Annotated in this window: 19 protein-coding genes and 1 tRNA gene; 8 read left to right on the forward strand and 12 right to left on the reverse strand. The window is 62.9% G+C overall.

Going from position 1 to position 23902, the window contains the following annotated elements:
- The first annotated feature begins 2 nt into the window (after positions 1-2).
- Entirely contained in the window at positions 3-2540 is a 2538-nt protein-coding gene (locus EPN33_10490; GenBank protein ID TAN22070.1) for an FtsX-like permease family protein, read from the forward strand.
- Positions 2541-2544: 4 nt separating this feature from the next.
- Here EPN33_10490 and EPN33_10495 read toward each other — a convergent pair whose 3' ends face one another.
- The 3 genes from EPN33_10495 to EPN33_10505 are packed head-to-tail and all read right to left on the reverse strand — an operon-like array spanning position 2545 to position 4323.
- The gene (locus EPN33_10495) at positions 2545-2730 is read right to left on the reverse strand and encodes a type II toxin-antitoxin system HicA family toxin (GenBank protein TAN22071.1); all 186 of its coding nucleotides are present in this window, start codon (positions 2728-2730) and stop codon (positions 2545-2547) included.
- The gene (locus EPN33_10500) at positions 2727-2954 is read right to left on the reverse strand and encodes a type II toxin-antitoxin system HicB family antitoxin (protein ID TAN22072.1); all 228 of its coding nucleotides are present in this window, start codon (positions 2952-2954) and stop codon (positions 2727-2729) included. Before EPN33_10500 ends, EPN33_10495 begins: the two co-directional genes overlap by 4 nt.
- Positions 2955-2961: 7 nt before the next feature.
- The gene (locus tag EPN33_10505) at positions 2962-4323 is read right to left on the reverse strand and encodes a pyridoxal-phosphate dependent enzyme (protein ID TAN22073.1); all 1362 of its coding nucleotides are present in this window, start codon (positions 4321-4323) and stop codon (positions 2962-2964) included.
- 58 nt (positions 4324-4381) lie between these two features.
- Here EPN33_10505 and EPN33_10510 point away from each other — a divergent pair, with 58 nt between their 5' ends.
- Together EPN33_10510 and EPN33_10515 are read left to right on the forward strand one after the other, a co-directional pair.
- Positions 4382-6787: a S9 family peptidase gene (locus EPN33_10510; GenBank protein ID TAN22074.1), complete on the forward strand. Its 2406-nt coding sequence runs from the start codon at positions 4382-4384 to the stop codon at positions 6785-6787.
- Positions 6788-6817: 30 nt separating this feature from the next.
- Complete coding sequence (locus EPN33_10515; protein TAN22075.1) at positions 6818-7198, forward strand: four helix bundle protein; 381 nt, start codon at positions 6818-6820, stop codon at positions 7196-7198.
- 8 nt (positions 7199-7206) lie between these two features.
- Here EPN33_10515 and EPN33_10520 read toward each other — a convergent pair whose 3' ends face one another.
- Positions 7207-9873, reverse strand: coding sequence for a S9 family peptidase (locus tag EPN33_10520; GenBank protein ID TAN22076.1), 2667 nt, complete (start codon positions 9871-9873; stop codon positions 7207-7209).
- A gap of 99 nt (positions 9874-9972) precedes the next feature.
- On the opposite strand from EPN33_10520, the gene EPN33_10525 reads away from it, so the two are divergent.
- Complete coding sequence (locus tag EPN33_10525; protein ID TAN22077.1) at positions 9973-11058, forward strand: response regulator; 1086 nt, start codon at positions 9973-9975, stop codon at positions 11056-11058.
- A 36-nt stretch (positions 11059-11094) separates the two neighbouring features.
- Here the strand turns inward: EPN33_10525 and EPN33_10530 are convergent, their stop codons facing one another.
- The 7 genes from EPN33_10530 to gap form a co-directional block, all read right to left on the reverse strand.
- Positions 11095-11730, reverse strand: a complete 636-nt coding sequence (locus EPN33_10530; protein ID TAN22078.1) for an MBL fold metallo-hydrolase — start codon at positions 11728-11730, stop codon at positions 11095-11097.
- 5 nt (positions 11731-11735) lie between these two features.
- Positions 11736-12053 (reverse strand): preprotein translocase subunit SecG, encoded by a 318-nt coding sequence (gene secG / locus EPN33_10535; GenBank protein ID TAN22079.1) that lies wholly within the window; start codon positions 12051-12053, stop codon positions 11736-11738.
- 21 nt (positions 12054-12074) lie between these two features.
- Positions 12075-12159: transfer RNA gene (locus tag EPN33_10540), tRNA-Leu, on the reverse strand.
- A 759-nt stretch (positions 12160-12918) separates the two neighbouring features.
- Entirely contained in the window at positions 12919-14613 is a 1695-nt protein-coding gene (locus EPN33_10545) for a hypothetical protein (protein ID TAN22080.1), read from the reverse strand.
- Positions 14614-14803: 190 nt separating this feature from the next.
- The gene (locus EPN33_10550) at positions 14804-15583 is read right to left on the reverse strand and encodes a triose-phosphate isomerase (GenBank protein ID TAN22170.1); all 780 of its coding nucleotides are present in this window, start codon (positions 15581-15583) and stop codon (positions 14804-14806) included.
- Between the two features lie 32 nt (positions 15584-15615).
- Positions 15616-16767, reverse strand: a complete 1152-nt coding sequence (locus tag EPN33_10555; protein TAN22081.1) for a phosphoglycerate kinase — start codon at positions 16765-16767, stop codon at positions 15616-15618.
- Between the two features lie 4 nt (positions 16768-16771).
- Positions 16772-17779: a type I glyceraldehyde-3-phosphate dehydrogenase gene (gene gap / locus EPN33_10560; GenBank protein ID TAN22082.1), complete on the reverse strand. Its 1008-nt coding sequence runs from the start codon at positions 17777-17779 to the stop codon at positions 16772-16774.
- A 149-nt stretch (positions 17780-17928) separates the two neighbouring features.
- Here gap and EPN33_10565 point away from each other — a divergent pair, with 149 nt between their 5' ends.
- Genes EPN33_10565 through EPN33_10575 form a run of 3 tightly spaced genes read left to right on the forward strand, consistent with a single transcriptional unit; the run spans position 17929 to position 22005 of the window.
- Positions 17929-18558 (forward strand): endonuclease III domain-containing protein, encoded by a 630-nt coding sequence (locus tag EPN33_10565; protein ID TAN22083.1) that lies wholly within the window; start codon positions 17929-17931, stop codon positions 18556-18558.
- On the forward strand, positions 18555-20648 hold the full coding sequence (locus EPN33_10570) for a HAMP domain-containing protein (protein ID TAN22084.1): 2094 nt from the start codon (positions 18555-18557) through the stop codon (positions 20646-20648). The genes EPN33_10565 and EPN33_10570 overlap by 4 nt, the downstream gene beginning before the upstream one ends.
- A 4-nt stretch (positions 20649-20652) precedes the next feature.
- The gene (locus tag EPN33_10575) at positions 20653-22005 is read left to right on the forward strand and encodes a sigma-54-dependent Fis family transcriptional regulator (GenBank protein ID TAN22085.1); all 1353 of its coding nucleotides are present in this window, start codon (positions 20653-20655) and stop codon (positions 22003-22005) included.
- Here the strand turns inward: EPN33_10575 and EPN33_10580 are convergent.
- On the reverse strand, positions 21995-22675 hold the full coding sequence (locus EPN33_10580) for an alpha/beta hydrolase (GenBank protein TAN22086.1): 681 nt from the start codon (positions 22673-22675) through the stop codon (positions 21995-21997). The two genes, EPN33_10575 and EPN33_10580, sit on opposite strands and share 11 nt — an antisense overlap.
- Between EPN33_10580 and EPN33_10585 the strand changes: the two genes are divergently transcribed.
- The gene (locus EPN33_10585) at positions 22674-23711 is read left to right on the forward strand and encodes a M20/M25/M40 family metallo-hydrolase (GenBank protein ID TAN22087.1); all 1038 of its coding nucleotides are present in this window, start codon (positions 22674-22676) and stop codon (positions 23709-23711) included. The two genes, EPN33_10580 and EPN33_10585, sit on opposite strands and share 2 nt — an antisense overlap.
- The last annotated feature ends 191 nt before the right edge of the window (positions 23712-23902 follow it).

A 23902-nucleotide genomic window follows, 5' to 3' on the forward strand; every position in this document is an offset into this window, starting at 1 on the left:
CCATGTCGCGCTGGCGCCAGCTCTGCAAAGGATTCGCCGGCCTGGCCCATCGCTGGCGCGACCAAAACGATGAGGTCGCGCACTATTTTGTCGAAGCGCGCGCCGCCGGCCTCAATCCCGGCGATGAGGAGCGCGCCCGCGACCGGGTCCGCGCCTTCGGTTGGGAAAACACGGCGGCTGCGTGGGGCCGAGATGTTGCCTACGCCGTGCGGCGGCTGGGCCGCTCGTCCGGTTTCTTGGCCGCGGCAGTCATCGTGCTGGCGCTTGGCATTGGTGTGGGTACAGCCATGTTCAGCGTGGTCAATGCGGCCCTACTGAAGCCACTTCCCTATCGCCAGCCCGAGCGGCTGATGAGCCTGCGAGCGGGCGGACGCTTTGGTGGCGTTTCGCTGCCGGTTATACAGGCGTGGCGCACACGGCTGTATGGCTTCGCTGCAATCGGATTCTGGACGGCGTCGATGACGACCCTGCGACATGCCAGCGCGACGGATTTGGTCGAAAACATCGCGGTCAGCAACAATTTGTTTCCGCTGCTGGGGATTGCGACCCCAGGGGCCTGGGGCTCAGCCCCAAATGCCGTGATTCTTAGCCACGCGCTGTGGCATTTGTATCTGCACGATGCACCGGGGATCCTTGGCCAAGCAATCACACTCGATGGCAAAGCCTACACGGTCGCAGGCATCTTGCCCGCCGGAGTGAGTTTCCCTCCGCACAATGCGGCGCTATACACGCTCTTCCAGCCGAAGGCGACGGACCTGGTGTGGGGCAAGGCGCAGGCGCACCTGCGCGTAATCGGCAGGCTGTGTCCGGGAGTGGCGCCCGCGGAAGCCCAAGCCGAACTGCGCAGCGTCGAAGCCAGTCTGGCACGCGCACATCCGGCGCCGGCGGGAGCGCCAAAGCAGGGAGTAGCCAGTTCGTATCGCCGCGGCCTGGAGGGCGCCCTTCGTCCAGCAATCGCTGCTGTGAGCGTGGCCACGGCATTGGTGTGGCTGATCGCCTGCTTCAGCGTCGCTGGACTTCTACTCACCCGCTACGCGCGGCGGCGGCAGGAACTCGCGGTGCGGCGGGCGCTGGGCGCGGCGCGATGGCAATTGATCCGTCCGCTGCTGGTAGAAAGCGCGGCAATCGGCTTGCTGGCGGCCGGCGTGGGGTGGGCGCTCGCGGCCGGCGGCTTGGCGCTGCTGGGACATTATTTGCAGCGCGAGCTGCCCGTTGGCCTGAACCACGTTAGCGCGAGCGGGACAGCGCTCGCGGCCCTGATGGGAATTACCGCGCTCTCGGTCATCGTCGCCGGCCTGATTCCGGCGCTGCTCGCCTCCCACGCGCCCGCGGAGGCAGGTTTGAATGACGCCGCGACTGCCGCAGGCGGACGCGGCCAGTCGCGCCTGCGCGACGGGCTGGTGGTGGGCGAAATTGCTCTGGCCCTGCTCCTGCTCGCCGGCGCGGCGCTGATGCTGCGCACCATTTATGCGCTGCGGTCGGTGCCGCTCGGCTTCTCAACGCGCAACATCGTGACCACGCCACTGAGCTTCCCGCGCGGAATGTTCGCGCACCGGGACATGGTGACGAGCTTCGATCGGCTCCTGCTCGAACGGGTCCGTGCCTTGCCCGGCGTCGAGTACGTCACCCTCTGTTCGACGATACCGCTCGAGACCAACTTCCAGGCCACCATGCGCTGGGACGGCATGACCAAGAGTGCCGCCATCCGCTTGGCCAGCCCCGATTTCCCAAAGGTCTTCGCCATCCCTCTGCTGCACGGGCGCTGGTTCGACCCGCAGCGCGACACGCTCCACACGCCGCAGGTCGCCGTGGTCAACGAGGCCTTTGCCGGCAAATACTACCCTGGCCAGCACCTGATCGGCAGCAAACAGTTCGGCTATCCCATCGTCGGCATTCTGGCGAACGTGCATGGCCGTGCGGTGGGCTTACCGGCACAGCCGACTATTTATTTTTCTACCACACAACTGGGCCCGGGGCACGCTTTTTATGGAACCGCCAGCTACTCGACCGATCTCGCCGTGCGCTCCGCTGCTCCACCCGCGGCCATCATCGCCGGCATGCGGGCAGTCCTGCATAAGCTGGCGCCGGAAGTGGCGCCGCAGGGATTTCTGACTATGCAGGAGCTGGTGGACCGCTCAATCGGCCAGCAGATCTTTGCCGTCCGGCTGCTGACCCTGTTTGGCCTCGCGGCGCTGGCAATCGCGCTCGCGGGGCTGTACGGGTTGCTCGCCTATGCAGTGAGCGAGCGCACGCGCGAGCTGGGCATCCGCATGGCGCTCGGCGCCGAGCGCCGCGACATCGTTCGCCTGGTGCTGGGGCGCGCCGCATGGCTGGTGGCTCTTGGCGCGGCAGCAGGTCTGGCGCTCGCCTGGGAGCTATCGCACCTGGTGGCCGCCTACTTATACCAGGTGCCCGCGCATGATCCCTGGTCGCTCGCCGCCGCCGCGGTGCTGCTCGCCGCCTGCTCGCTCGCCGCCGCCTGGCTGCCCGCCCGCCGCGCCGCTCAGGTGAATCCAATCGAGGCCCTCCGCGCCGATTAGCGGGCTAAGGCTGGTCGATGCCCAGATCGTCAAGAATCTTCAGCGCCAGTCGCTCTTTCACCTCTATGTGACGTGGCACCGTCGAGGTCTTGCGGGTTGCCGGGTTCAGGTAGACGGTGTGACGGGCGCCCTCACGAATCATGATGCAGCCGGCGCGCTCGAGGCGCCGGATCAAATCACGACGCTTCACGCCTTCTCAGTCACCCAGAGCTCGCGGATGGCCCGGACGCGACGCTCGCGGAGCGAACGCTCGGCCAGCTCGCGGTTGGTCCCCAGGACCAGCTCGACCGCCTCGCGGAGGTTGGCACGGGCCTCCTCCAGCGTTTCGCCCTGCGTGTTGGCGCCGGGAAGTTCTTCGACGTAGGCGATGTAGCCACCCTCGGCCGCTTCTTCAAACACGCACGTCAGCTTCATGAGGAAATTATAGAACCCGGATGACGTCGCTGCGGGTGATGATGAAGGTCTTGTCGGTTTTGAAGTCACGGACCAGCACCGCGGGATTGACGGGCGTGATCATGGTCGCCAGCAGATCGACCGGCGTCGTGATATCGACGAAGGGAAAGGCCGGCTGCATGATGGTATCGAGCGGCTGGCTCTTGATTTCAGGGTGGTCGAGCAGCGAGGTGTAAAGCTGAGTCTCGTTGAGCGAGCCGACCAGACGGCTATCCTGAGTGATGGAGATCTGACTGAAGTCGTGCAGGCTCATGACGCGCACGGCGTGTTCGACCGGCTCCTGCGCTTCCACCGAAAAAAGCTCGCCGGACAAACCCGAGGCCACCAGATCGCGCGCCGTCATGCCGCTTTTTTCCAGAAAGCCGCGCTCCCGCATCCAGTCGTCGTTAAACATCTTGCCGAGGTAGCGCGAGCCGTGGTCGTGAAAAATCACCACCACCAGATCGCCGGCCTGGAAGTTGCTCCTGAGCTGCAGCACGCCCGCCATCGCGGCGCCGGCCGAGTTGCCCGCCCAAATGCCTTCCTCGCGGGCAATGCGGCGCGTCATCACCGCAGCATCTTTGTCGGTGACTTTCTCAAAATGATCAATGACGGAAAAATCGACGTTGCGCGGCAGGAAGTCTTCGCCGATCCCCTCCGTGATGTAGGGGTAGATTTCGTGCTTGTCGAATTCACCGGTTTCCTTGTACTTCTTGAAAACGGAACCGTAGGTGTCGATGCCCCAGACCTTGATTTTCGGGTTGCGCTCCTTCAGGTAGCGGCCGGTGCCGCTGGCCGTGCCGCCCGTGCCCACGCCCACAATCAGGTGCGTGATCGCGCCTTCGGTTTGCTCCCAGATTTCTGGCCCTGTCTGCTCGTAATTGGCAGCCGTATTGGAGAGATTGTCATATTGGTTGGCCTTCCAGGCGCCGGGGATTTCGCGGGCGAGACGGTCGGAAACCGAATAATACGAACGCGGGTCTTCCGGTTCGACGTTGGTGGGACAGACGATGACCTCGGCGCCGAAAGCCTGCAAGGCGTCGATCTTCTCCTTGGACTGCTTGTCCGTAGTCGTAAACACGCACTTGTAGCCCTTGATGACGGCGGCAATGGCCAGACCCATGCCAGTGTTGCCGCTGGTGCCCTCGACGATCGTGCCTCCGGGCTTGAGCAGGCCCGCTTTTTCGGCATCCTCGATCATTTTCAGGGCCATGCGGTCCTTGATCGAGTTGCCGGGATTGAAGGTCTCGAGCTTCGCGTAAATTGCGGCCGGAATGTCGCGGGTGATGGAGTTGATGCGGACCAGGGGCGTATGTCCGATGGCTTCGAGGATGTTGGCGCAGGTTTTCACGAGTGTTTACAGTTTACAGTCCACAGTTTACAGTTAACGCACGGAGGACCGAAAGTACATGCTGATTCGAGATTGCGTGACGTTCAGCCTGGTTTTGGGGATGGGGATCGGACTGGGGGCACAGATGGCACCAAAGCAGGTGACGGCGGCCCAATACGCCGAGGCGGAACGCTACCTGGGCTACAACGTCGATCCGCTGGTGCTGAACGCCATGGAGGGGGCGCATTGGCTCAAGGACGGGCGCTTCTGGTATTCGGCCAGCGACGCCCAGGGGCCGAATTACGTGCTGGTGAACCCCGCCCGGGCCACCCGCGAACCGGCGTTTGACCGGGTGGCGATGGCGCGGGCACTGAGCGCCATCTCCGGCCGCAAGGTGACGGTGAAGACACTGCGAGTGACTGGACTGACATTTTCTCCGGACGGGCAGTCAGTCACGCTGAGCTACAGGGGCAAGCGTTATCAGTGCACACGCTCGGGCGCGAGCTGTGAGCCGTCAAATCAACCGGCGCCACCCAATCCGTTTGCACGATTTGGAGCTGGCGGCGGCACACCCGGCCAGCCGCCGCTGTCGGTTTCTCCCAACGGCACGCTCGCGGTCTACATCAAGAACTGGAACCTGTGGCTGCGGAATATGCAGACACATCAGGATACGCAGTTGACCTTTGACGGTGTCGAGAACTTCGGCTACGCCACCGACAATGCCGGCTGGACCAACAGCGACCGCGCGATTGTGCTCTGGTCACCGGATTCCACCAGGATTGCGACCTACCAGCAGGATCAGCGCGGCGTGGGCAAGCTGTACCTGGTTCCCGTGGTCGCCGGTCATCCGAAGCTCGTTACCCAGGTCTACCCGCTGCCCGGCGACAAGGTGGTGACCACGATTCAGCGCGTCGTCATCGACGTGGCAGGACCGGGCGCACCCAAAGTGGTGCGGCTGCAGATGCCGCCCGATCAGCACCGTTCGACCACCAAAGACGATCTGGCCTGGAGTCAGCACGAAGACGTGCAGTGGAACCCCGAAGGGACGAAGTTGCTCTTCGTCTCGACCTCGCGCGGGCACAAGCACGAATGGGTGCGGCTGGCCGATGCCGCCACCGGCGCCGTGCAAACCATTTTTGAAGATACGGTGAAAACACAGTACCAGGGCGGGCAGGGCGGCGGCACGTTCCGCTATTTGCCCAAACGTGGCGGCTTTATCTGGTACTCGCAAAAAGACGCTCCACCAGCGCCGGGCATGGCTGGCGGCACCGAAGCTGGCCTCGGGCAGCTCTACTTCTATGGCCTGGACGGCAAGGCACAGCACCAGATCACGTCGCCCAGTAATGGCAACGTGGACTCAGTGGTTTACGTGGACCACAAAGCCGGCTACGTCTACTATATTGCGACCGCAGTGCCGGGTGTGAATCCCTACTACCAGCAGTTGTGGCGCGCACCGATCGCCGGCGGCGAGCCGCAGCGGCTCACGCCGGAGAACGAAAACCACCGCATATCGTTCGCACCCGGCGGCAAGTATTTCATCGATACCTACTCGACACCCGACGCTCCGCCCATCAGCGTGCTGCGCACCGATACCGGCAAGCTGCTGATGCGGCTGACCAAGGCCGATATTTCACGGCTCGTCGCCACCGGCTGGAAGCCCCCGATCATGGTCGCCGTCAAAGGCCGCGACCACAAGACTGATATCTATGGCGTCATGATTCCGCCCTTTCACCCGGAACCGGGACGGAAGTTCCCCATCATCAACTACATTTATCCCGGCCCGCAGATTGGCAGCGTCGCGAACTGGAACTTTGCCGCAGCACGCGGCGATGACGAGGCGCTGGCGCAGTTGGGCTTCGTCGTGGTTTCCCTCGACGGCATGGGCACACCCTGGCGCGGCGAGAAATTCCATGACGCCTATTACGGCGACATGAAAGACAATACCCTGCCCGATCAGGTGATCGGCATGAAGGAGCTGGCGCAGAAGTTCCCCTATATCGACATCAGCAAAGCAGGCATGTGGGGCCACTCCGGCGGCGGCTTCGCCACGGCCGATGCGATGTTCCGCTATCCAAACTTCTTCAAGGTCGGCGTAGCCGAAAGCGGCAATCACGATCCCTTGGAGTATGAAGACGACTGGGCGGAACGCTACCAGGGCCTGGTTACGCCCACCGGCGTCGATCACGAGACCACCTACACCGGCCAGGACAACGAATCCGCCGCCAAGAACCTCAGAGGCCACCTCATGCTGACCGTGGGCACCAGCGACAACAACGTGCCCCTGAACAACACCCTGCTGGTGGTTCAGGCGCTCATCAAGGCAAACAAGGATTTCAAGCTGATTCTCTATCCCAACGCGCATCATGGCTACGCCACCTACAGCCCCTACCAGATGCGCCAGCGCTGGGATTTCTTCGTGCGGTACCTGGCCGGGGAGGAGCCCCCACACGAATTCAAAATGGAGACGCCGCCGCCAAGATTTTAGCTTACAGCTTACAGTTCACAGCTTACAGCTATGCAGGACTTCCGCAAGCTTGCCGTATGGCGCAAGGCACATCTGCTCGCAGTAGAAGTTTATCGAGCGAGCGCCGGGTTTCCGGTTTCCGAACGGTTCGGACTCACCAACCAAATGCGCCGCGCGGCAGTCTCCATCGCCGCCAATATTGCCGAGGGCTGCGGGCGCGACAGCGATCCGGACATGAAGCGCTTCCTGCAGATTGCCATGGGATCGGCTTCCGAGCTGCACAGCCAGTTGCTGCTGGCACTCGATCTCGGGTTCATTCACCCTGATCGAACCAAGCAGGCCGAAGCGCAACTCGAGGAGGTGAAACGCATGCTCAGCGCCCTGATCGTCAGAATCAGAGGGCTGGGCAAAGCTGTAAGCTGTAAGCTGTAGGCTGTAAGCTACTCGATAAACTCCCGCCCGGTGCTATGCTGCTTCTCGTTTTGCAGCAATATGATGTCGGCGCCGGTATCTGAGTCCCCGAGCAGCCAGTGGGCAAAAAAGTCCATGCGGCGGACGAGGACGTAATCGGCAATCGGCCGGTAGGGATGGCGCATGCCGGGAAACACCAGCATTTCGAAGCGCTTGTCAGCATGAATCAGGGCGTCGGCAAGCTGCATGGTGTTCACCATGGACACGTTGTTGTCCATGTCGCCGGTGGTAAGCATGAGATGGCCTTTGAGGTTGGCCGCGAGCGATTCATTCTTCTCGATGGTGTATATAAACTTGATGGCGCCCGCAGTATCCCGCCGCTCGCGCACGCCGTCGTACTTCTCGCTCCAGGCGCGGTTGTAGTTGTTGTTGTCGTGATTGCCCGATTCCGACCAGCCCGCAGTGTAAAACGTCGGGTATTGCAACATCGCCGCTGCGGTCATGAAACCGCCGCCCGAATGTCCCCACATGCCGGCCTTGCTGGCGTCAATGTAGGGGTACTGCTCCGCCATCTCCACCACCGCCTGGCGCTTGTCGGCGAGACCGTAATCGCGTAGATTGCCATAGCCGAAGGTGTCGTACCACTTGTCGCGGTGCGGCGAGCCGCCGCGGTTGCCGACCTCGATCACGATGAAGCCCATCTGCGCCAGCACCAGGTTGGGGTCGGTGGGGCGGAAGCTGCGGCTCACCCCTTCGGTCTGCGGACCCGGATAGACGTACTCGATAATCGGGTACTTGTGCTTCGGGTTCAAATTGAAGGGGCGATACATCACGCCGTAAATGTCGGTAATGCCGTCGGCGGCTTTGATCTTGAAGCGAACCGGATACTGATAACCGGCGGCCAGGAGGCGGCTGACGTCGGTGTGGGCGAGTGAGGCCAGCAGCGTGCCGCGGCCATCAATGAGCGTGGAGACCGGAGCGGCATCGGCGCGCGAGGCGTTCACGATGAAGTCATGGGCGTCATCGCTGGCCTCGACCGTGTCCGTGAAGTCGCCGGACGTGAGATCGGTCAGGCCCGAGCCGTCGAAGCCAACGCGGTACAGATGCTCGTAATAAGGGTTCAGCCCTTTATCGCGCCCGTTGCCCATGAAGTAGAGCGTGTGCGTGGCGTCGTCAATGCCAACCACGTTTTCTGACATCCACGCCCCGCTGGTAATCGAATGCAGAAGCTGGCCGGTGTTGCTGTAGAGGTAGTAATGCTTCCAGCCGTCCCTCTCGGACCACCAGATGATGTTCTGCCCGTGGTTGACCAGCCACATGTCGCCGCGGCCGCCGTACGGCGGCGCGGAATCCAGCCATTCATTCGCGCTTTCCTGAATCAGCGTCGTGACCTTCCCGCTTGCGGTATCAATCACGCAGGCATCGGTCGAACGGAAGTCACGATCGCCCACGATGATGTAGAGTTTGTCGTGGCCGGGAGCGATCCAGCGCGAGCTATTGCTGCCCCCGTAGGTCATGTCACCGCCCAGGTGCAACTGCCCGATTTGCGCGCGGCGCTCGGCGGCATTCTCCCGCTCTTCGCTCGTGGGCCGCGCATCGACGAGGTAAATGGACGGATCGACCAGGGGCACGTCTTTTTCCGGAACCACCACCCGCTGCCGCGTGGCCAGCGTAAAAATCTGAATTTCCGGCACCGGCACGTTGCTCTCGCCTGGCATGGCGTAGGGGTAGGTTTCCAGTTCGGGCCGCGGCTTGGCCAGCGAGTGAATCACCCAGAGATCGGCAACCTTGCGGTCATCCTCGCGGATGAAGGCGAATTTGGCGCCGTCCTGCGACCAGTGCATCGCCAGCGCCGGGACGCGCATGCCCTTGGGGTTCTTGGCGTCGCCTTTGTCCTGCTTCTTCACCGCCGCGTCGACCTCCGGTGTGAGCCGCGCTGCGTAGCTGTAGCCCGGCACGCCATCCGTGGTGAGCTGCGTTTCCTCAATGCTCGGGTCGGCCGGGTTCTTCAGCGCCTTTTCGTAGCTCGCCCTGCCCATCAGGAACAGGTTGTTGCCGCGCGCGAAAAGGATCACGTCACCATTGGGCGAGAGGTTCGCCCATAGCGGCTGCGCGGGAACGGCAAAGTGGTCGAGACGCTGCAGCTTGCCGGTCGCCAGGGTGTAGAGACAATAGAGCTTGCGCTTGGGCAGCGCTTTCGCCTCGCCGTTTGATGGCGCTTTCGCTTCGGCGAGCTGCGCGGCCTTCAACACCTGCGAATAATTCGGCGTACCTGGCAGGACGGCATCCGCGCGGATTTCGACGTAAAAGCGCATTTGGGTGTCATCGTTAACCATCCGTGGGCCCTCGACGCCAAGATGCTGTGCGTCGTAGGCGACGCCCGTCAGCTCGGTCAGTTGCTCGGCGAGCCTGGCATTGTCCCACAGCGGTCTGCGGGCTTTCGTGGCTGGGTCCACTACGTAGTAGCTGGTGCCCGCGGTGGTTTTGTAGCTGAACCAGAACCGGTCGGAGTGAGTGAACCAGTGCGGAGACACAGAAGTCGAGAAGACGAGCTGCTTCATCTCCACCGGCATAAAACGGGCCGCCAGGGCATAGTCTGGCTTGAGCTCTTTTTGGGCAGAGGCAGCGGCCTGTGCCCCCGCAGGCAGGATCAAGAGGAGCGCAAGCGCCAACGAAGTGTATGCTGTTTTTATCATCAATATTCCTGTGGCTGTGTGTCGGTAGCTAAGAAAGACTGCCACTTGGCCGATAACACGTCAAGGAGTCATAAAAATACGCTATTCTGACGCGGAGCTATGGCTAGGGAGAGTACAGAAGCGCGCCTGTTGATCGTAGACGACGAGCCCATGGTACGGGATCTGCTGTGTTCGTTTCTCGAGGACAACGGCTACGTGTGCGAAAGCAGCGCCAGCGTGGACGACGCTCTGCTGCATTTGCAGCAGGGCGAGGTCGATCTCGTGATCTCCGACCTGCACATGCCGGGCCGAACGGGCCTGGAGTTGCTGGAAGCGATCGGCAGCAAGCACCCCCACACGGCCTTTCTGATGGCCACAGCGGCGCCGGACACTAAAACTGCGGTGCAGGCCATGCGCAACGGGGCAGCCGATTTTCTGGTCAAACCGCTCGATCTGGGCCAAGTGCTGTCTACCGTTCGCTCGACCCTGGCGCGCCGGGCCGAAGCCGATGCCGCCACCGCACGCCAGAAGCAAGCCGAAAGCATGCTGGCCGAGCGTACCAAGCAGCTAACGGTCGCGTTGCAGCAGATGAAGATGCAGTCGAACGAAACCCTGCGGGCGGTCGCCATGACTCTGGATGTGCGCGCCCACGATGTGGCCGGCCATTGTCTGCGGGTGAGCCGGTTTGCACTCGAACTGGCGGCCCGGATGGGCTATTCGCAAGAGGAGCTGCGGCGGCTGGAGCACGCCTCCTATCTGCATGACATTGGCAAACTGGGCATCCCCGACGCAATTCTGAACAAGCCTGGCGCCCTGACGCCCGAGGAGCAGGAAGTCATGCGCAGCCATGTGCAGATTGGCTTCGACCTGGTCACTCAGGTGCCCTCGCTGGCAGAAGCCGCCGAGCTGGTGCTCGCCCATCAGGAGCATTTTGATGGCAGCGGCTATCCTCGCGGTCTGAAGGGCGACGACATTCCGCTGGACGCGCGCATTTTTGCTGTGGCGGATACGCTCGATGCCATGACGAGCGATCGGCCCTACCGCAAAGCCCTGACCTGGGAGAACGCCCGCGAGGAAATTGCACGCGAGGCGGGCAAGCAGTTTGACCCGAAGGTAGTCGAAGCGTTCGAGCAGATTGCGCCCACCCGTTGGCGGCAATTGCAGACCGGACCGGATGCAGTCGCAGCCGCAGTCAGTGGACGGTAGCGGGTCAGCTTCTCAGCGAATCAGCGGGTCAGCGCATCAACCTTGCAGGAAGGGATTGGTCCGGCGCTCCCGGGCGATGGTGGTTTGCGGCCCGTGCCCGGGGATGACGACGGTCGGATCGGGAAGACCGAGGATGACCTGCCGAAGCGTATGCTGAAGCAGAACCGTGTCGCCGCCGGGCAGGTCAGTGCGGCCGATGGAGCCGGCAAAGAGCGTGTCGCCGGCAAATAGCTTGCCTTCCGACGGCAAAAAAAGGCTGATGCTGCCTTGCGTATGACCGGGGGTTTCCAGGATCTCCAGCGATTCTCCGCCCAGCGAGATGCGCGTGCTGGAGCGCAACTCAAAATCGATAGGCGTGCGCTCCGGTACCGGCACCCCAAGCCATGCCGCTTGCGCCGCCAATGTGCCATACAGCTCAAAATCGCTCGGGTTCAGCCAAACGGGAGCGCCGGTGCAGCGCTTGAGCTCCGCGGCGCCGCCAATGTGATCGATATGGGCGTGGGTGACGAGAATCGCCTCTAGCTTCCACTCGTGCTCCGCCAGACAGCTCACGATCGCATTCACTTCGGCGCCGGGGTCAATCACGATGGCGCGCGCGCTGCCGTCATCTCCGAGAATGGTGCAATTGCAGGCGAGCGGACCAACCGGGAAGGTGATCTGCCGCAGCGGCATTGCGTCTACTTCTTAGGCAAGGGCTTATGCGTCTGCGCGGGCGCGCTGGACGGAAGCGGCGCAGCTCCGAGGATCGACTTGGCGTTGGGCTTATTGCCCGCCGACAGAATCGCCAGGGTAATGCTGGTGACCAAAAACAGCACGGCCAGCACGATGGTCGCCTTGCCCAAGGCAGTTTGCGCCCCGCGCGGGCCAAATGCCGTCTGGCTGCCCATGCCGCCAAAGGCCGAGGCGATATCGCCGGCATGGCCGCTTTGCAGCATAACCACCACGATCAGCATGACCGAGATGATGACGAAAAATATGGTAAGCAGGAAGTTCATAAAATCGATGAAATCAAACGGTGGTGCGGAAGGCGGGACTCGAACCCGCATGCCTTGCGGCGCCACCCCCTCAAGATGGTGTGTCTGCCAGTTTCACCACTTCCGCGCAGTACAGCCAACAGTCTACAGCTTACAGCTTACAGTTTACAGTTTACAGCCAGACGCAGGATTCTGCTGGCCTGGAGGCGCCGGGAGGGCCGCAAAGGCAAGAGGGGCGCCGCTGTCCTCGCGGGCAGCGGCGCCTCCGCCCGACCTTCTGGACCTCGCAGAAGGATCAGGGTCCCGGATACGCGCAGCAGCGCGCGGAGTTGTTGTGCCGATAGGCAAGGATCGCAACTACGCCCAAGATCACTGCGACGGAAATAATTGCGATCCGGAGCCAGTGGTGATGGGGCTGCTCGCTGGAGACGCCCGGCGCCAGCGGCCGCTGGCGGCCCGCTGACGCGGCCGCTTGAGTCGTGTTGCTGTGCGAGGGCATTGGATTTGGGGCCGGCACCGCGGGCCCGGGCGCGGCAGCTGCAACCGGAAGCGAGGTCCCGGTTGACGCGGCTTTACCGGGCGATTGCGCACCCGCGTAGGCCACAAGCAGAAGCAGCAAGCCAGGGAGCAGGGCCAACTTGGCGGTCTTCATTTTTTCCCTCCAGTTTTTTGCGGTTGGCTCTTTGCGGCTTCGGGCTGGGCTGGTTTCAATGAGCCGCCGGAGGGAATTTGCAAACAGCCCGACTGCGAACCCTCGAGACTGACCGTCTGCTGGCCAGAGGTTGCGCTATCGGAAAAATAGAGCGTCCCGTACGTCGGGCTTTGAATGCAATACTGCCCTGGAGAAAACGAAACCTCAGCGGTGCAGGAGTCGCCCTGCGGGAGACTACTCGAACAGGTAGTCGAGGAAAGTGAGAAGTAGTCGCCATCCACCCAGAACGCCATTGATCCCCAGGGTGCCCGGCCCATTATTGGTCAGTGTCGCCGTTCCACCTCCGCTGCTTCCATTTCTTGAATACATACTCAGACTGGTAGGTGAGACCGTCACGTTCTGCTGCCCCGCTCCGTATTCTACATCGACCGAGACCGGCGGCGACGGGATTCCATCAGCGACCACGACGATGTCACTTGCGCCGGTCTCCGCGTTGCCCGGGATGTCGAACTGAGCTGAAACCACGGTGGAACCGGTTGCCACGCCCATGGTGCTGAAGTTGTGCGTCCGGCAGTAGAAGATATGCCCTGTGGAAATGTTCTTGATGTAAACCAGGGGAAAGTTTTCGGCCATTTGTTCGTCGTCGCCGTACATTGATCCTTGGGATTGGCCATTGAACTGGATCCCCGAGATGGAGTTGTTGACAGTGTTGGTGTAGAGCGTTGACGGGACTGATGTAATCTGCGGCTGCCAGGAGGCTTGGTAGGTGCCGGACGGGGTGTAAAGAAAAAGGTTCTTATCCTGGTTCTCATTATTGTCGTAGTACGCATCATCGTAGAGCACCTGCCCTGTGGGCAGCATGAGCATTCTGCCCTCGTAGGAAGGCGCGTCATCAGGCTCGTCCGGGGGACCAGGCTCCTGGACCAGGGTGCTCCCGTTCCACTCGAAGAATTCACTGCCGTTGCCGTAGCAGCTTCCTGCTCCTGTTCCGGGGAAGTAGGAAACCTGGAAAAAAACGTTGCCGTCGGGAAGCAGCGTCGCCGGCCCATCGTCGTCGAAGTAGTCTCCACTGATGAACGGGCCCTCGGTCCATTGGCCGCTAGAAGGAGCATAGGTCGCCGTGAACCCGGCCCCGCCCACCGCGAAAACCGTGCCGTTGCGCTGCAGGACCATTGGGCCGGTTTCATCGCAACGCGTATCTTCGAGCTGGACGGGGATTGTTCCTGTCGCTGACCACTGTCCGGTTGACGGGTCGTAAAGCTCCGATGTCGTCCCGTCGGCGCTTCCGAGATCGACGGTCAAGACCTTGCCGTTCGGCAAAAGTACCCAGCCTTCCTCAGCATTTGAGGTGGATTTGTTTCCGATGGTCGGCCAAGTAAGGTTGCTTGCGTCGAAGAGCGCTTCGAAGGGGCCGCAGCAGTCGCCGAGCATAAAGGTGCCGTTCGGCAGGACGACGCTTTGGGCGTCGCCAATGTTCGGGTAATCGCTGCTGCTGGGCGGGTTCACGCTGGTCCAGGCGTTCGACACAGGGTCGTATATGGCACCCATAGTCGTCTCGACCTGCGTGAGGTCGGTATTGTACTCGCCGCCTTCGACGAGAACTCGTCCATCCGGCAATACGGCGGTTGCGTGAAATCTCGGTGCGTAGGGCGAGGGCATCGTCGGAAGCTGCGACCACGTGCCGTCGGTGTAATTGCCGAATGCATCCGGCGTGAGTCGCATCCAGACGCCGGATGAGTATAGAGTACCGTCGGGTTGCTCACTGACGTAATGTACCAGGACGGTGCCGTCCGTCATCAACAGCATCGTTCCAGGATAGAAGCTTATCGGGATAGTTGTCCAGCTCTGCGCACGCGCAAGCGGCGATGCCAGCAAAAACACGAAGAGTGCAAGACAGCCAAGGAATCGGGTGACAAGTCTCAACAACATATACCTCCTTCGGACGGGTCACAGTGCGCTATTTTGGAGAGCGCACACAGACAATTCCCCCCCGCCCAGGGTCAAGCAAAATGATCCGGCGGCCCAGTGAGTTGGGCGTGTCAGGCCGTTGTTTCTATCTTTTCGGGAGCGAAAGCGTCACAGTTTTGTGACATTCCCACCCAAAGTGGGGGAGGGGCCTTTAGGATTTGGCCGCGGCGGCGCGGGCGGCGGCGGCGTTGCCGGCCTGGACGAGGGCAGCGAACGACTCGGGGGCGAGGCTGGCGGCGCCCACCAGGGCGCCATCGACGTCGGGCTGCTCCAGCAGGGCGCGGATGTTGGAGGGGTGGACGCTGCCACCATAGAGGATGGTAAAGCCGGCCGCGGCTTCGGGGCCGAAAATATCGGCAGCGCAGCGGCGCAGGAAGCGGTGCGTCCCCTCGGCAATGTCGGGAGTTGCGGTGTTGCCGGTTCCTATCGCCCAGACCGGCTCGTAGGCCAGCACGCTGCGCCGCAGGTCTTCGGCGGACATGCCCCAGAAGGCGCGCTCGAACTGGTAGCGCAGGATCAGCTCAATCTCGTTGCTGGCGCGCTGCTCCGGCGTCTCACCCAGGCAGACAATGGGGGTGAGTTGGGCAGCCAGGGCAGCGCGGACTTTCTTATGGACCTGTTCATCGGTTTCACCACAGCCGAGGCGGCGCTCGGAGTGACCGACGATGACATAGGTGCAGCCGGCTGCGCTGAGCATGGCGCCGGAGACTTCGCCCGTAAAGGCGCCTTCGGACTCCCAATGCAGATTCTGGCCGGCAATGGCGATGCCGTCGGGCCGGGCAGCCTCGGCGGCAGCCGCCAGCGACGGAAACGCCGGCGCCACGATCACAAAACAGCCGCCGTCGTGATTGCTATCACGCAGCTTGCGCAGGCGAGCGAAGAACTCGCCCGTTTCCGCCGCAGTTTTATGCATTTTCCAGTTGGCGACCATCATGGGGCGGCGATTGGCTTTGCTGGGCATAGTTAAACCTCGGTGAGGGCTTCGACTCCCGGAAGCGGATCGCCGGCCAGGAATTCCAGCGAGGCGCCGCCGCCGGTGGAAACATGGGTGAGTGCGTCTTTCAGGCCGGCTTGGCGCAGCGCCGCAATGGAGTCGCCGCCGCCGGCGACGGTGATGCCGTGGCAATCGGCGACGGCGCGCGCCACGGCGATGGTTCCGGCATCGAGCGGCGGCTGCTCAAACACGCCCATCGGGCCGTTCCAGAACAACAGGCGGGCGGGCCGGATGTATTCGGCAAACTTCGCGCGGGTACTGGGACCGATATCCATCGCCTTGGTGTGCTCCGGAATCGTGGTGACGACTTCTTGGCTGGAGAGAACGTGATCAATGGGGAGAACAAAATGGCCCTTGGGAAAATCGGCGAGCAGCTTGCGGCAGGGCTCGACGAAGTCTTCCTGCACCAGCGAGTCGCCGGTGGGCTGCCCGAGCGCCCGCAAAAACGTATAGGCCATACCGCCGCCGATGAGCATGCGATCGGCACGCTGGGCCAGATGCGCGATCAGCGGCAGCTTGTCGGAGACTTTCGCGCCGCCGAGCAGGACGACGTAGGGATGCTCATCGGCATGAAGCAGGCGGCCGAGGTAGTCGAGCTCGGACTGCATCAGCAGTCCGGCCGCCGCCTGCGGAAAGTATTGGGTGACACCCACGATGGAGGCATGGGCGCGATGCGCCGCACCAAAGGCATCGTCGACGTAGGCTTCACCCAGGGCGGCAAGCTGGCGGGAAAAGGCGTCATCGTTGGCTTCCTCGCCGGGCTGAAACCGCAGATTTTCAAGTAATAGGAGATTGCCGGGTTCCAGGCGCGCCGCCATTTCCTGCGCCAGCGGTCCCACCGTTTCGGGACAGAAGCCGACGCTATGTTCGAGCAGATGCTCCAGCCGCGCCACCAGGGGCCGCAGACTGTAGCGCTCATCGCGCTTCCCCTTCGGCCGGCCCATGTGCGAACAGAGCACGATGCGTGCCTCACGCTCCATCAGCAGCCGCAGCGTCGGCAGCGTGGCCACGATGCGGCTGTTGTCGAGCACGCGTTCGCCTTCCAATGGCACGTTGAAATCCACGCGCGTGAGCACCAGTCGCTGCTCGACTGCAAGTTGCCTCACCGAGAGCTTGGCCATGCCGCTAGAATTCCTCCGCGATGCGGGCGATCAAATCCCGTAGACGGCAGGAATAGCCCCACTCGTTGTCGTACCAGGCGACCACCTTGACACAATTGCCTCTAATGACGCGGGTTAACTTGGAATCAAAAATCGCCGAGCGCGGGTCGCCCTTGAAATCCGACGATACCAGTTCCTCTTCTTCGTAGCCCAGAATGCCCTGCATCGGGCCCGCCGCCGCAGCGGCACGAAAGGCGGCGTTGACTTCCTCCACGGTGACTGCACGTTCGACCCAGACGGTCAGATCCACGACGGAAACATCGGGGGTGGGCACACGCAGCGAGAAGCCGTCGAGTTTGCCCTGAAGATCGGGGATCACCAGATGCAGCGCCGATGCGGCGCCGGTTGAGGTCGGGATGAGATTGATGGCGGCAGCGCGGGCGCGGCGCTTGTCCTTGTGCGGCAAATCGAGCAGCCGCTGATCGTTGGTATAGGAATGCACCGTCGTCATCGATCCCGACACGATATGAAAGGCATCGTGCAGCACCTTGGCCACCGGCGCCAGACAGTTGGTGGTGCAGCTTGCATTCGAGATGATGCGATGCTTCGCCGGATCATAGGCGGCATCATTGACCCCGGGCACCAGCGTCACGTCCGCGCCTTTGGCGGGAGCGGAAATGACGACTTTCTTCACACTGCCGCGCAGGTGCTTCCCCGCGCCTTCGGCGTTGCTGAACTTGCCGCTGCACTCCGCCACGAGAGCGGCCTGATGGGCGCTCCAGTCCAGCTTGGCCGGATCGGGTTCGGCACTGATCGGCACCCGGCGCCCGTTGACGGCCAGCCAGTTGTCGCCGGCTTCCACGCGGGCATCGAGATTGCCCAGGATGGAGTCATACTTGAGCAAATGCACCAGCATGGCGGGCGCCGTAATATCATTCAGCGCCACGATTTCGAATTTTGGGTTCCCGATCGCCGCCCGGAAGAAATTCCGGCCAATACGACCGAATCCATTGATGCCGACACGCAAGGGCATGCAAAAAGCCTCCGCAGATTATGCTATCAGCTATCCGCGGCTCAGCTTGTCAGCGGTTCAGCGGCGCTGCGCGCCACCGGTAGTCCTCCGGATGCGGCCTCGTGGCTGAATCGCTGACCCGCTGAATCGCTGATAAGCTTCCTTTAGATATGCCCGGAGCACCCAATTGGGCCGCCTACGAGCGCGCCATGCGCGCCCATTTCGCGGCACTCGATCTGGACCACTGGTGGCCGGCGCGGTCGCAGTTTGAAATGATTGCCGGCGCCCTGCTGGTTCAAAATACCAATTGGGCCAACGTACAGATGGCGCTGAGCTCACTGTCGACTGCAGGCAAGTTGTCGCTGGCTGGCGTGCGCAGCCTGAGCGAGGCGGAATTGGGCCGCTTGATTCGCAGCGCCGGCACCTGGCGGCAGAAGGCGCGGCGGTTGCGCGGGTTTGTGCTTTGGCTCGATCGCACGCACCGTGGGAGCCTGCAGCAGTTATTTACCCAACCCACCGAGCGAGCGCGGCAGCAATTGCTTGCGCTCGAAGGCATTGGCGAGGAAACCGCCGACGCCATCCTGACCTTTGCCGGCGGCCGTGCCCGCTTCATCAATGATGCCTATACCCGGCGCATTTTTGCGCGTCATGGACTGACCATCGATGCGGCTCGACAGACCATCACCGAACCGCGTGCCTGTCGCGACTGGCACGCCTTGCTGGTGGAGACCGCGAAGCGCTATTGCCGCAAGCAGATGCCCGATTGCGCGGCTTGCCCCCTGGGAGGATTGCTGCCGTGAGCAACGCCGCGCCCGCCGATCCCCTGCAAAAGCGGCGCTGGTTGCCGGGCACGCCGCGATCGCGCCGGGTCATGGCCATGGCGGTGGCGTTGGCGGTTGTGCTCGCAGTTCTGTTTTGGCCGCAGGCGTTCAATTTGCACTTTCAGCCAAGCCCCGCCCATGCCTGGCAGTTATTTCTGGTGTCGGCGCTGAGTTTTCTCTGCACCGTCATCCTGGCGCTGGTGCTGGCGCGGCAAATCGTCAAGTTGACCGCCGAGCGGCGCGCCAACGTGATGGGCGCGCGCTTCAAGACCAAGCTGGTGATCGGCGCTCTGGCGTTGAGCCTGACGCCGGTGATTTGCATGTTTGGCTTCACCTATGGGCTGATCAACCGGACCTTGGACAAGTGGTTCAGCCGGCCGGTGGAAACGGTACGCGACGACAATGGCCGCACGCTGGCGCTATTGACGCAGTTTGTCAGCCAGAACGCCCGCAGCGAGGCGGAATCGATCGCCTACAGCCCGGCGCTGACCGGCTCGCTCAGCCGGCAGGATTGGGCGGGCGTGGCCGCGGTGCTGGCGCGGCATCAGGTGACGCTGCAGGGCGGGTTTGCCGTCATCGTCGGCAAAACGGGAGAACTGCTGGAGAGCTACCAGATGCCGGCCGGTTACCATCCACCGGCGCGCGCGCCCGGCCATGTTCCCATCGGCATCGCCGGGCAGGGTTACATGCTGGCACAGGCGCCGCTGCGCGGGGGCCTCACGGTGGAAGTCGGCATGCCCATCCCGGCCGCCATTACTGCACAAATTTCGCAACTGGCGCACGATCGCGATCGCTATGAACAACTGGCGCAGGAACGCAAGTCGCTACGGTTGATTTATACCGGCTATCTGGCCTTGCTGACGCTGGCGATCCTGTTCGGCGCGACCTGGATGGCGCTGTATCTCTCCAAGCAGGTCACCGAGCCGATGGGCGCGCTGGCGGCGGCGACCCAGGAGATTGCGCGCGGCAACCTGGCTTACCGCGTGAGCACGCCCGCGGCGCAGAGCCACGATGAAATCGGACTGCTGGTGCACTCCTTCAACCGCATGGCGGCTGATCTCGAGACCAGCCGGCGCTATACCGAAGCGCTCCTCGACAATACCCCCTCCGCCGTGATGTCGCTGGACCAACGCTACCGCATCGAGCGCGTCAATCCGGCCGTCGAGCGGCTGTTCGGCGCCCAGAGTGCGGCGCGGCAGCTGGAAGATTTTTTTGACGCCACCAGCGTGCGCACGCTGCACCATCTGCTGCGCAAAGCGCTGCGCTGGCCGTCGGCGAGCGGCCAACTCGACGTCACCACCCACAGTGGGCGGCAATTGACGCTGGCCGCAACCGTAGCGTCCATCCGCCCGAGCGGCTATGTGCTGGTGCTGGAGGATCTGACCGACCTGCTGCGCATGCAAAAGACCGCGGCCTGGCGCGAGGTGGCGCAGCGCATTGCCCATGAAATCAAGAATCCATTGACACCGATCGCGCTCAGTGCGGAGCGCATTCAGCGCCGGCTGTCGGACGCGGCCATCGTCGGCGAATGCGCCACCACGATCGAAACCGAAGTGCGCTCGCTGCAGCGGCTGGTCGATGAGTTCAGCACCTTCGCGCGCTTTCCCCATGCCCAGCCGGTTGACTGTGACCTGAACGAGGTGATCGGCCGCGCGCTGCGCAGCTTCGACGGCCGCCTGGACGGCATGCAAATCCGCACCTTGCTCGAAGATCCCCTGCCCAAGCTGCGGCTGGATCCGGAAGACATGAAACGCGTCTTTCTGAACCTCATCGACAATGCCGCCGAAGCCATGCGCCGCTCGCCTTACCGCCAGCTTACGCTGGCGACCCAGCGCATGGACGGCATTGTCGAAGCCGTGGTCGCCGACACCGGCCACGGTCTGCCGCCGGGCGACAAGCAGCGCCTGTTCCTGCCCTACTACTCGACGCGCGAGCGCGGTAGCGGCCTGGGCCTGGCGATTGTGCAGCGCATTGTCGAGGAAAACGGCGGCACCCTCCGCGCTGAAGACAACGAGCCGCTGGGCGCGCGCTTCGTCATCGAGCTCCCCGTGGAAGGCAGTTTATCCTAGTACCATGGCGCGCGCGGCAGTTCTGGTTGTCGACGATGAGCAGGGGATCCGGCAATCGCTGAGCGGCGTGCTGGGCGATGAAGGCTATGCGGTCGAAACGGTCGGCGACGCCGCCGCCTGCCTGCGCACACTCGCAGAACGCAGCTTCGACCTGCTCCTGCTGGACATCTGGCTGCCCGACCGCGACGGCCTGGATTTGCTGTCGGAAATCGAACAGCAGCCGGCGCCGCCGGAAGTGGTGGTGATCAGCGGGCATGGCAGCGTGGAGGGAGCGGTTAAGGCCACCAAGCTGGGCGCTTTTGATTTTCTGGAAAAGCCCCTGACCATCGACAAGACGCTGCTGGTGGTGCGGCATGCGCTGGAACAGCGGCAACTGAAGCGCGAAAACCGGCACCTGCGGCAGCACTTCGCCGCCAATGCCGCGCTCATTGGCGAAAGCGTGCCCCTGCGCGCCCTGCGGCAGCAGATCGCCATCATGGCGCCTACCAACGGCCGCGTGCTGATCTATGGCGAGAGCGGCGCCGGTAAGGAGTTGGTGGCGCGCGCGTTGCACGCGCAGAGCGAACGGCGGCAGGGACTCTTTATCGAGTTGAACTGCGCCGCCATTCCCGAAGAGCTGATCGAAAGCGAACTTTTTGGCCACGTGCAGGGCGCCTTTGCCGGCGCGCAGGAGGCCAAAGAGGGCAAGTTCAGCCGCGCCGATCAGGGCACGCTGTTTTTGGACGAAGTCGGCGACATGAGCCTGAAAACCCAGGCTAAGGTGCTGCGCACCCTCGACGAGGGCCGCTTCCAGGTGCTGGGCGCCACCACCCAGACCACCACCGATGCCCGCATTGTGGCCGCCACCAACAAGAACCTGGAGCAGGAAATTGCCAACGGCAACTTCCGCGAGGACCTGTTCTACCGGCTCAACGTCATTCCCTTCACCGTGCCGCCGTTGCGCGAGCGCAAGGAAGACATCCCGCTGCTGGCGCGGCATTTTCTGGCCGAATTCGCCCTCGCCTACGGCCGCAAATGCCGCGACTTCAGCCCGGAAGCGCTGGCCGCGCTCAGCAGTTACACCTGGCCGGGCAACGTGCGCGAACTGCGGAATCTGGTGGAGCGAATCGCGATTCTCAACCCCACCGCGCAGGTGATCGACGCCCGGCATCTGCCGCCGCTGCTGCGGCGCGGACGCAAGGCCGAAGCCGATTTCCACTCGCTGCACGAAGCCCGCGCCGCCTATGAACGCGCGTTTATCCTCAAAAAGCTCGAGGAAAACGCGGGCAACATGACGCGCACCGCGGAGGTGCTGGGGCTCGAACGCAGTCACCTCTACCGGAAGATGAAGAGTTTGGGGATGACGGTCAGCTCGTAGCTGGTAGCTGGTAGCTGGTAGCTAGTAGGGCAGAGGCGAGGACGGAACGGAAATCCTCCATGTGGCCGGCGAGGAAGTGGTCGCCGCCGGCGATCCAGCGCCGCTGCTTGGGTTCCGGCAGTGAGGTGAAATAGGCCTCCAGCGACTCGACGCGGGCGAACTGGTCGTGATCGCCGGAAATCATCAACTTGGGCCCGTGCCAGCGCCAATCCGACGGGATCGCGCCGCTGTCGACCGGCAGGCCGAGCAGCACCGCCTGCACAATCTCGGGGTGCGCCTCGCCTGCCAGCAGCTTGGCCGTCATGGTCGCGCCAAAGGAAAAGCCGGCCAGCAGCAACGGCTGCGGACCGGCGGCGCGCGACCATTCCTGCATCTGGGCAATCGCGGCGCGGAGATCGTCCATCTCGCCCCGGCCGTGATCGTACTGGCCTTCGCTCTCGCCAACGCCGCGAAAATGAAAGCGCAGTGTGGGCAGGCCGAGTCCCGCCAGGGTTTTGGCGGTGTGGAACACGATGCGGGTGTGCATGGTGCCGCGATACAACGGATGCGGATGACAGACCACCGCGGCCTTGGCCGCCAGGCTGCTGCTGGGCGTATTTTCCGCCTCGTTTAAGATGTATTCGAGTTGGCCGGTTGGGCCAGGAAAGGTTCCATGCAGCACTTTTGCCATGTCTATCATCGAGGATAAACTCTTTGCCTTTACGCGCGCTCTGGTGGATGTGGATTCGACCACGGGCCAGGAGGGCGCAGTCGCCGCGCTGGCCGCGGAATTCCTGCGTCACGCTGGTGTTTTTGACGAGGTCGCGCTCTGGCCGGTCGAACCGGGGCGCGATAACGTATTTGCACGGCGGGGCACGCCCCGCGTCGTGCTGTCGACGCACCTCGATACCGTGCCGCCGTTTTTTCCCAGCCGCGAGGATGACACCGCCCTCTACGGCCGCGGCGTCTGCGACGCCAAAGGCATTGCGGCCGCGATGTCGTTTGCCGCGCTGACGCTGGCCGAAGAAGGCGTGAGCGATTTCGGCTTGCTGTTTCTCGTCGGCGAAGAACGCAACTCCGCCGGCGCGATCGCCGCCAATGTGCGCGCGCCGGAGGGCGTCGCATGCCTCATCAATGGCGAGCCTACCGAGAGCAAGCTCATCCGCGCGGGCAAGGGCGTGCTGCGCGTCGCCCTGCGCGCGCACGGCCGCGCCGCGCACTCCGCTTACCCGGAGCTGGGTGACTCGGCGATTGACAAGCTGCTGCGTGCGCTGCAGCGGGTGCGGGCGCTGAAGCTGCCGCACGATGACGTCCTGGGCGCGACCACGCTGAATATTGGCACTATCCGCGGCGGCCGTGCCCCCAACGTCATCGCCGACGAAGCCGAGGCCGAGCTGATGTTCCGCCTGGTAGGCGATGGCACGCCGTTGCGCGCCGAGGTCGAAGCCGCGCTGGAGGCGGAGGTCGAGCACGAGTTTGTACTGGAGATTCCGCCGGTGCAACTGCTGACCCTCGAGGGCTGGGAGACCGGCACGGGTGTCGTCGCTTTCGGAACCGATATTCCGCAACTGACGCGCTGGGGCACGCCGCTGCTTTTTGGCCCCGGCTCGATTCATGTGGCGCACACGCCTGCCGAATTCATCGCTAAAAAAGAGCTGTCAAGTGCTGTGGGGCGGTATGCCGGCCTAGTGCGGAGCCTGAAAGCCAGGGAATCGATCTTTTGCTGAGCACGAAAGTCACAATAATGTGACTTTTTTAGTTGCAAAAAGATTAGAAAACTCTAATCAAAAAATACGACCGCAAGCGGCAGTAGGGAAAAAGGCTTGTAGCCAGGCAACCAGGGTGAGACTCTGCCTTCAGACGAGCACCGGATAGGCCTCAACGAGCTATCGGCGCCCGTACTCAACCTCTTTAGGAG

This window comes from Acidobacteriota bacterium, from assembly GCA_004299485.1.
GTDB lineage: Bacteria > Acidobacteriota > Terriglobia > Terriglobales > SCQP01 > SCQP01.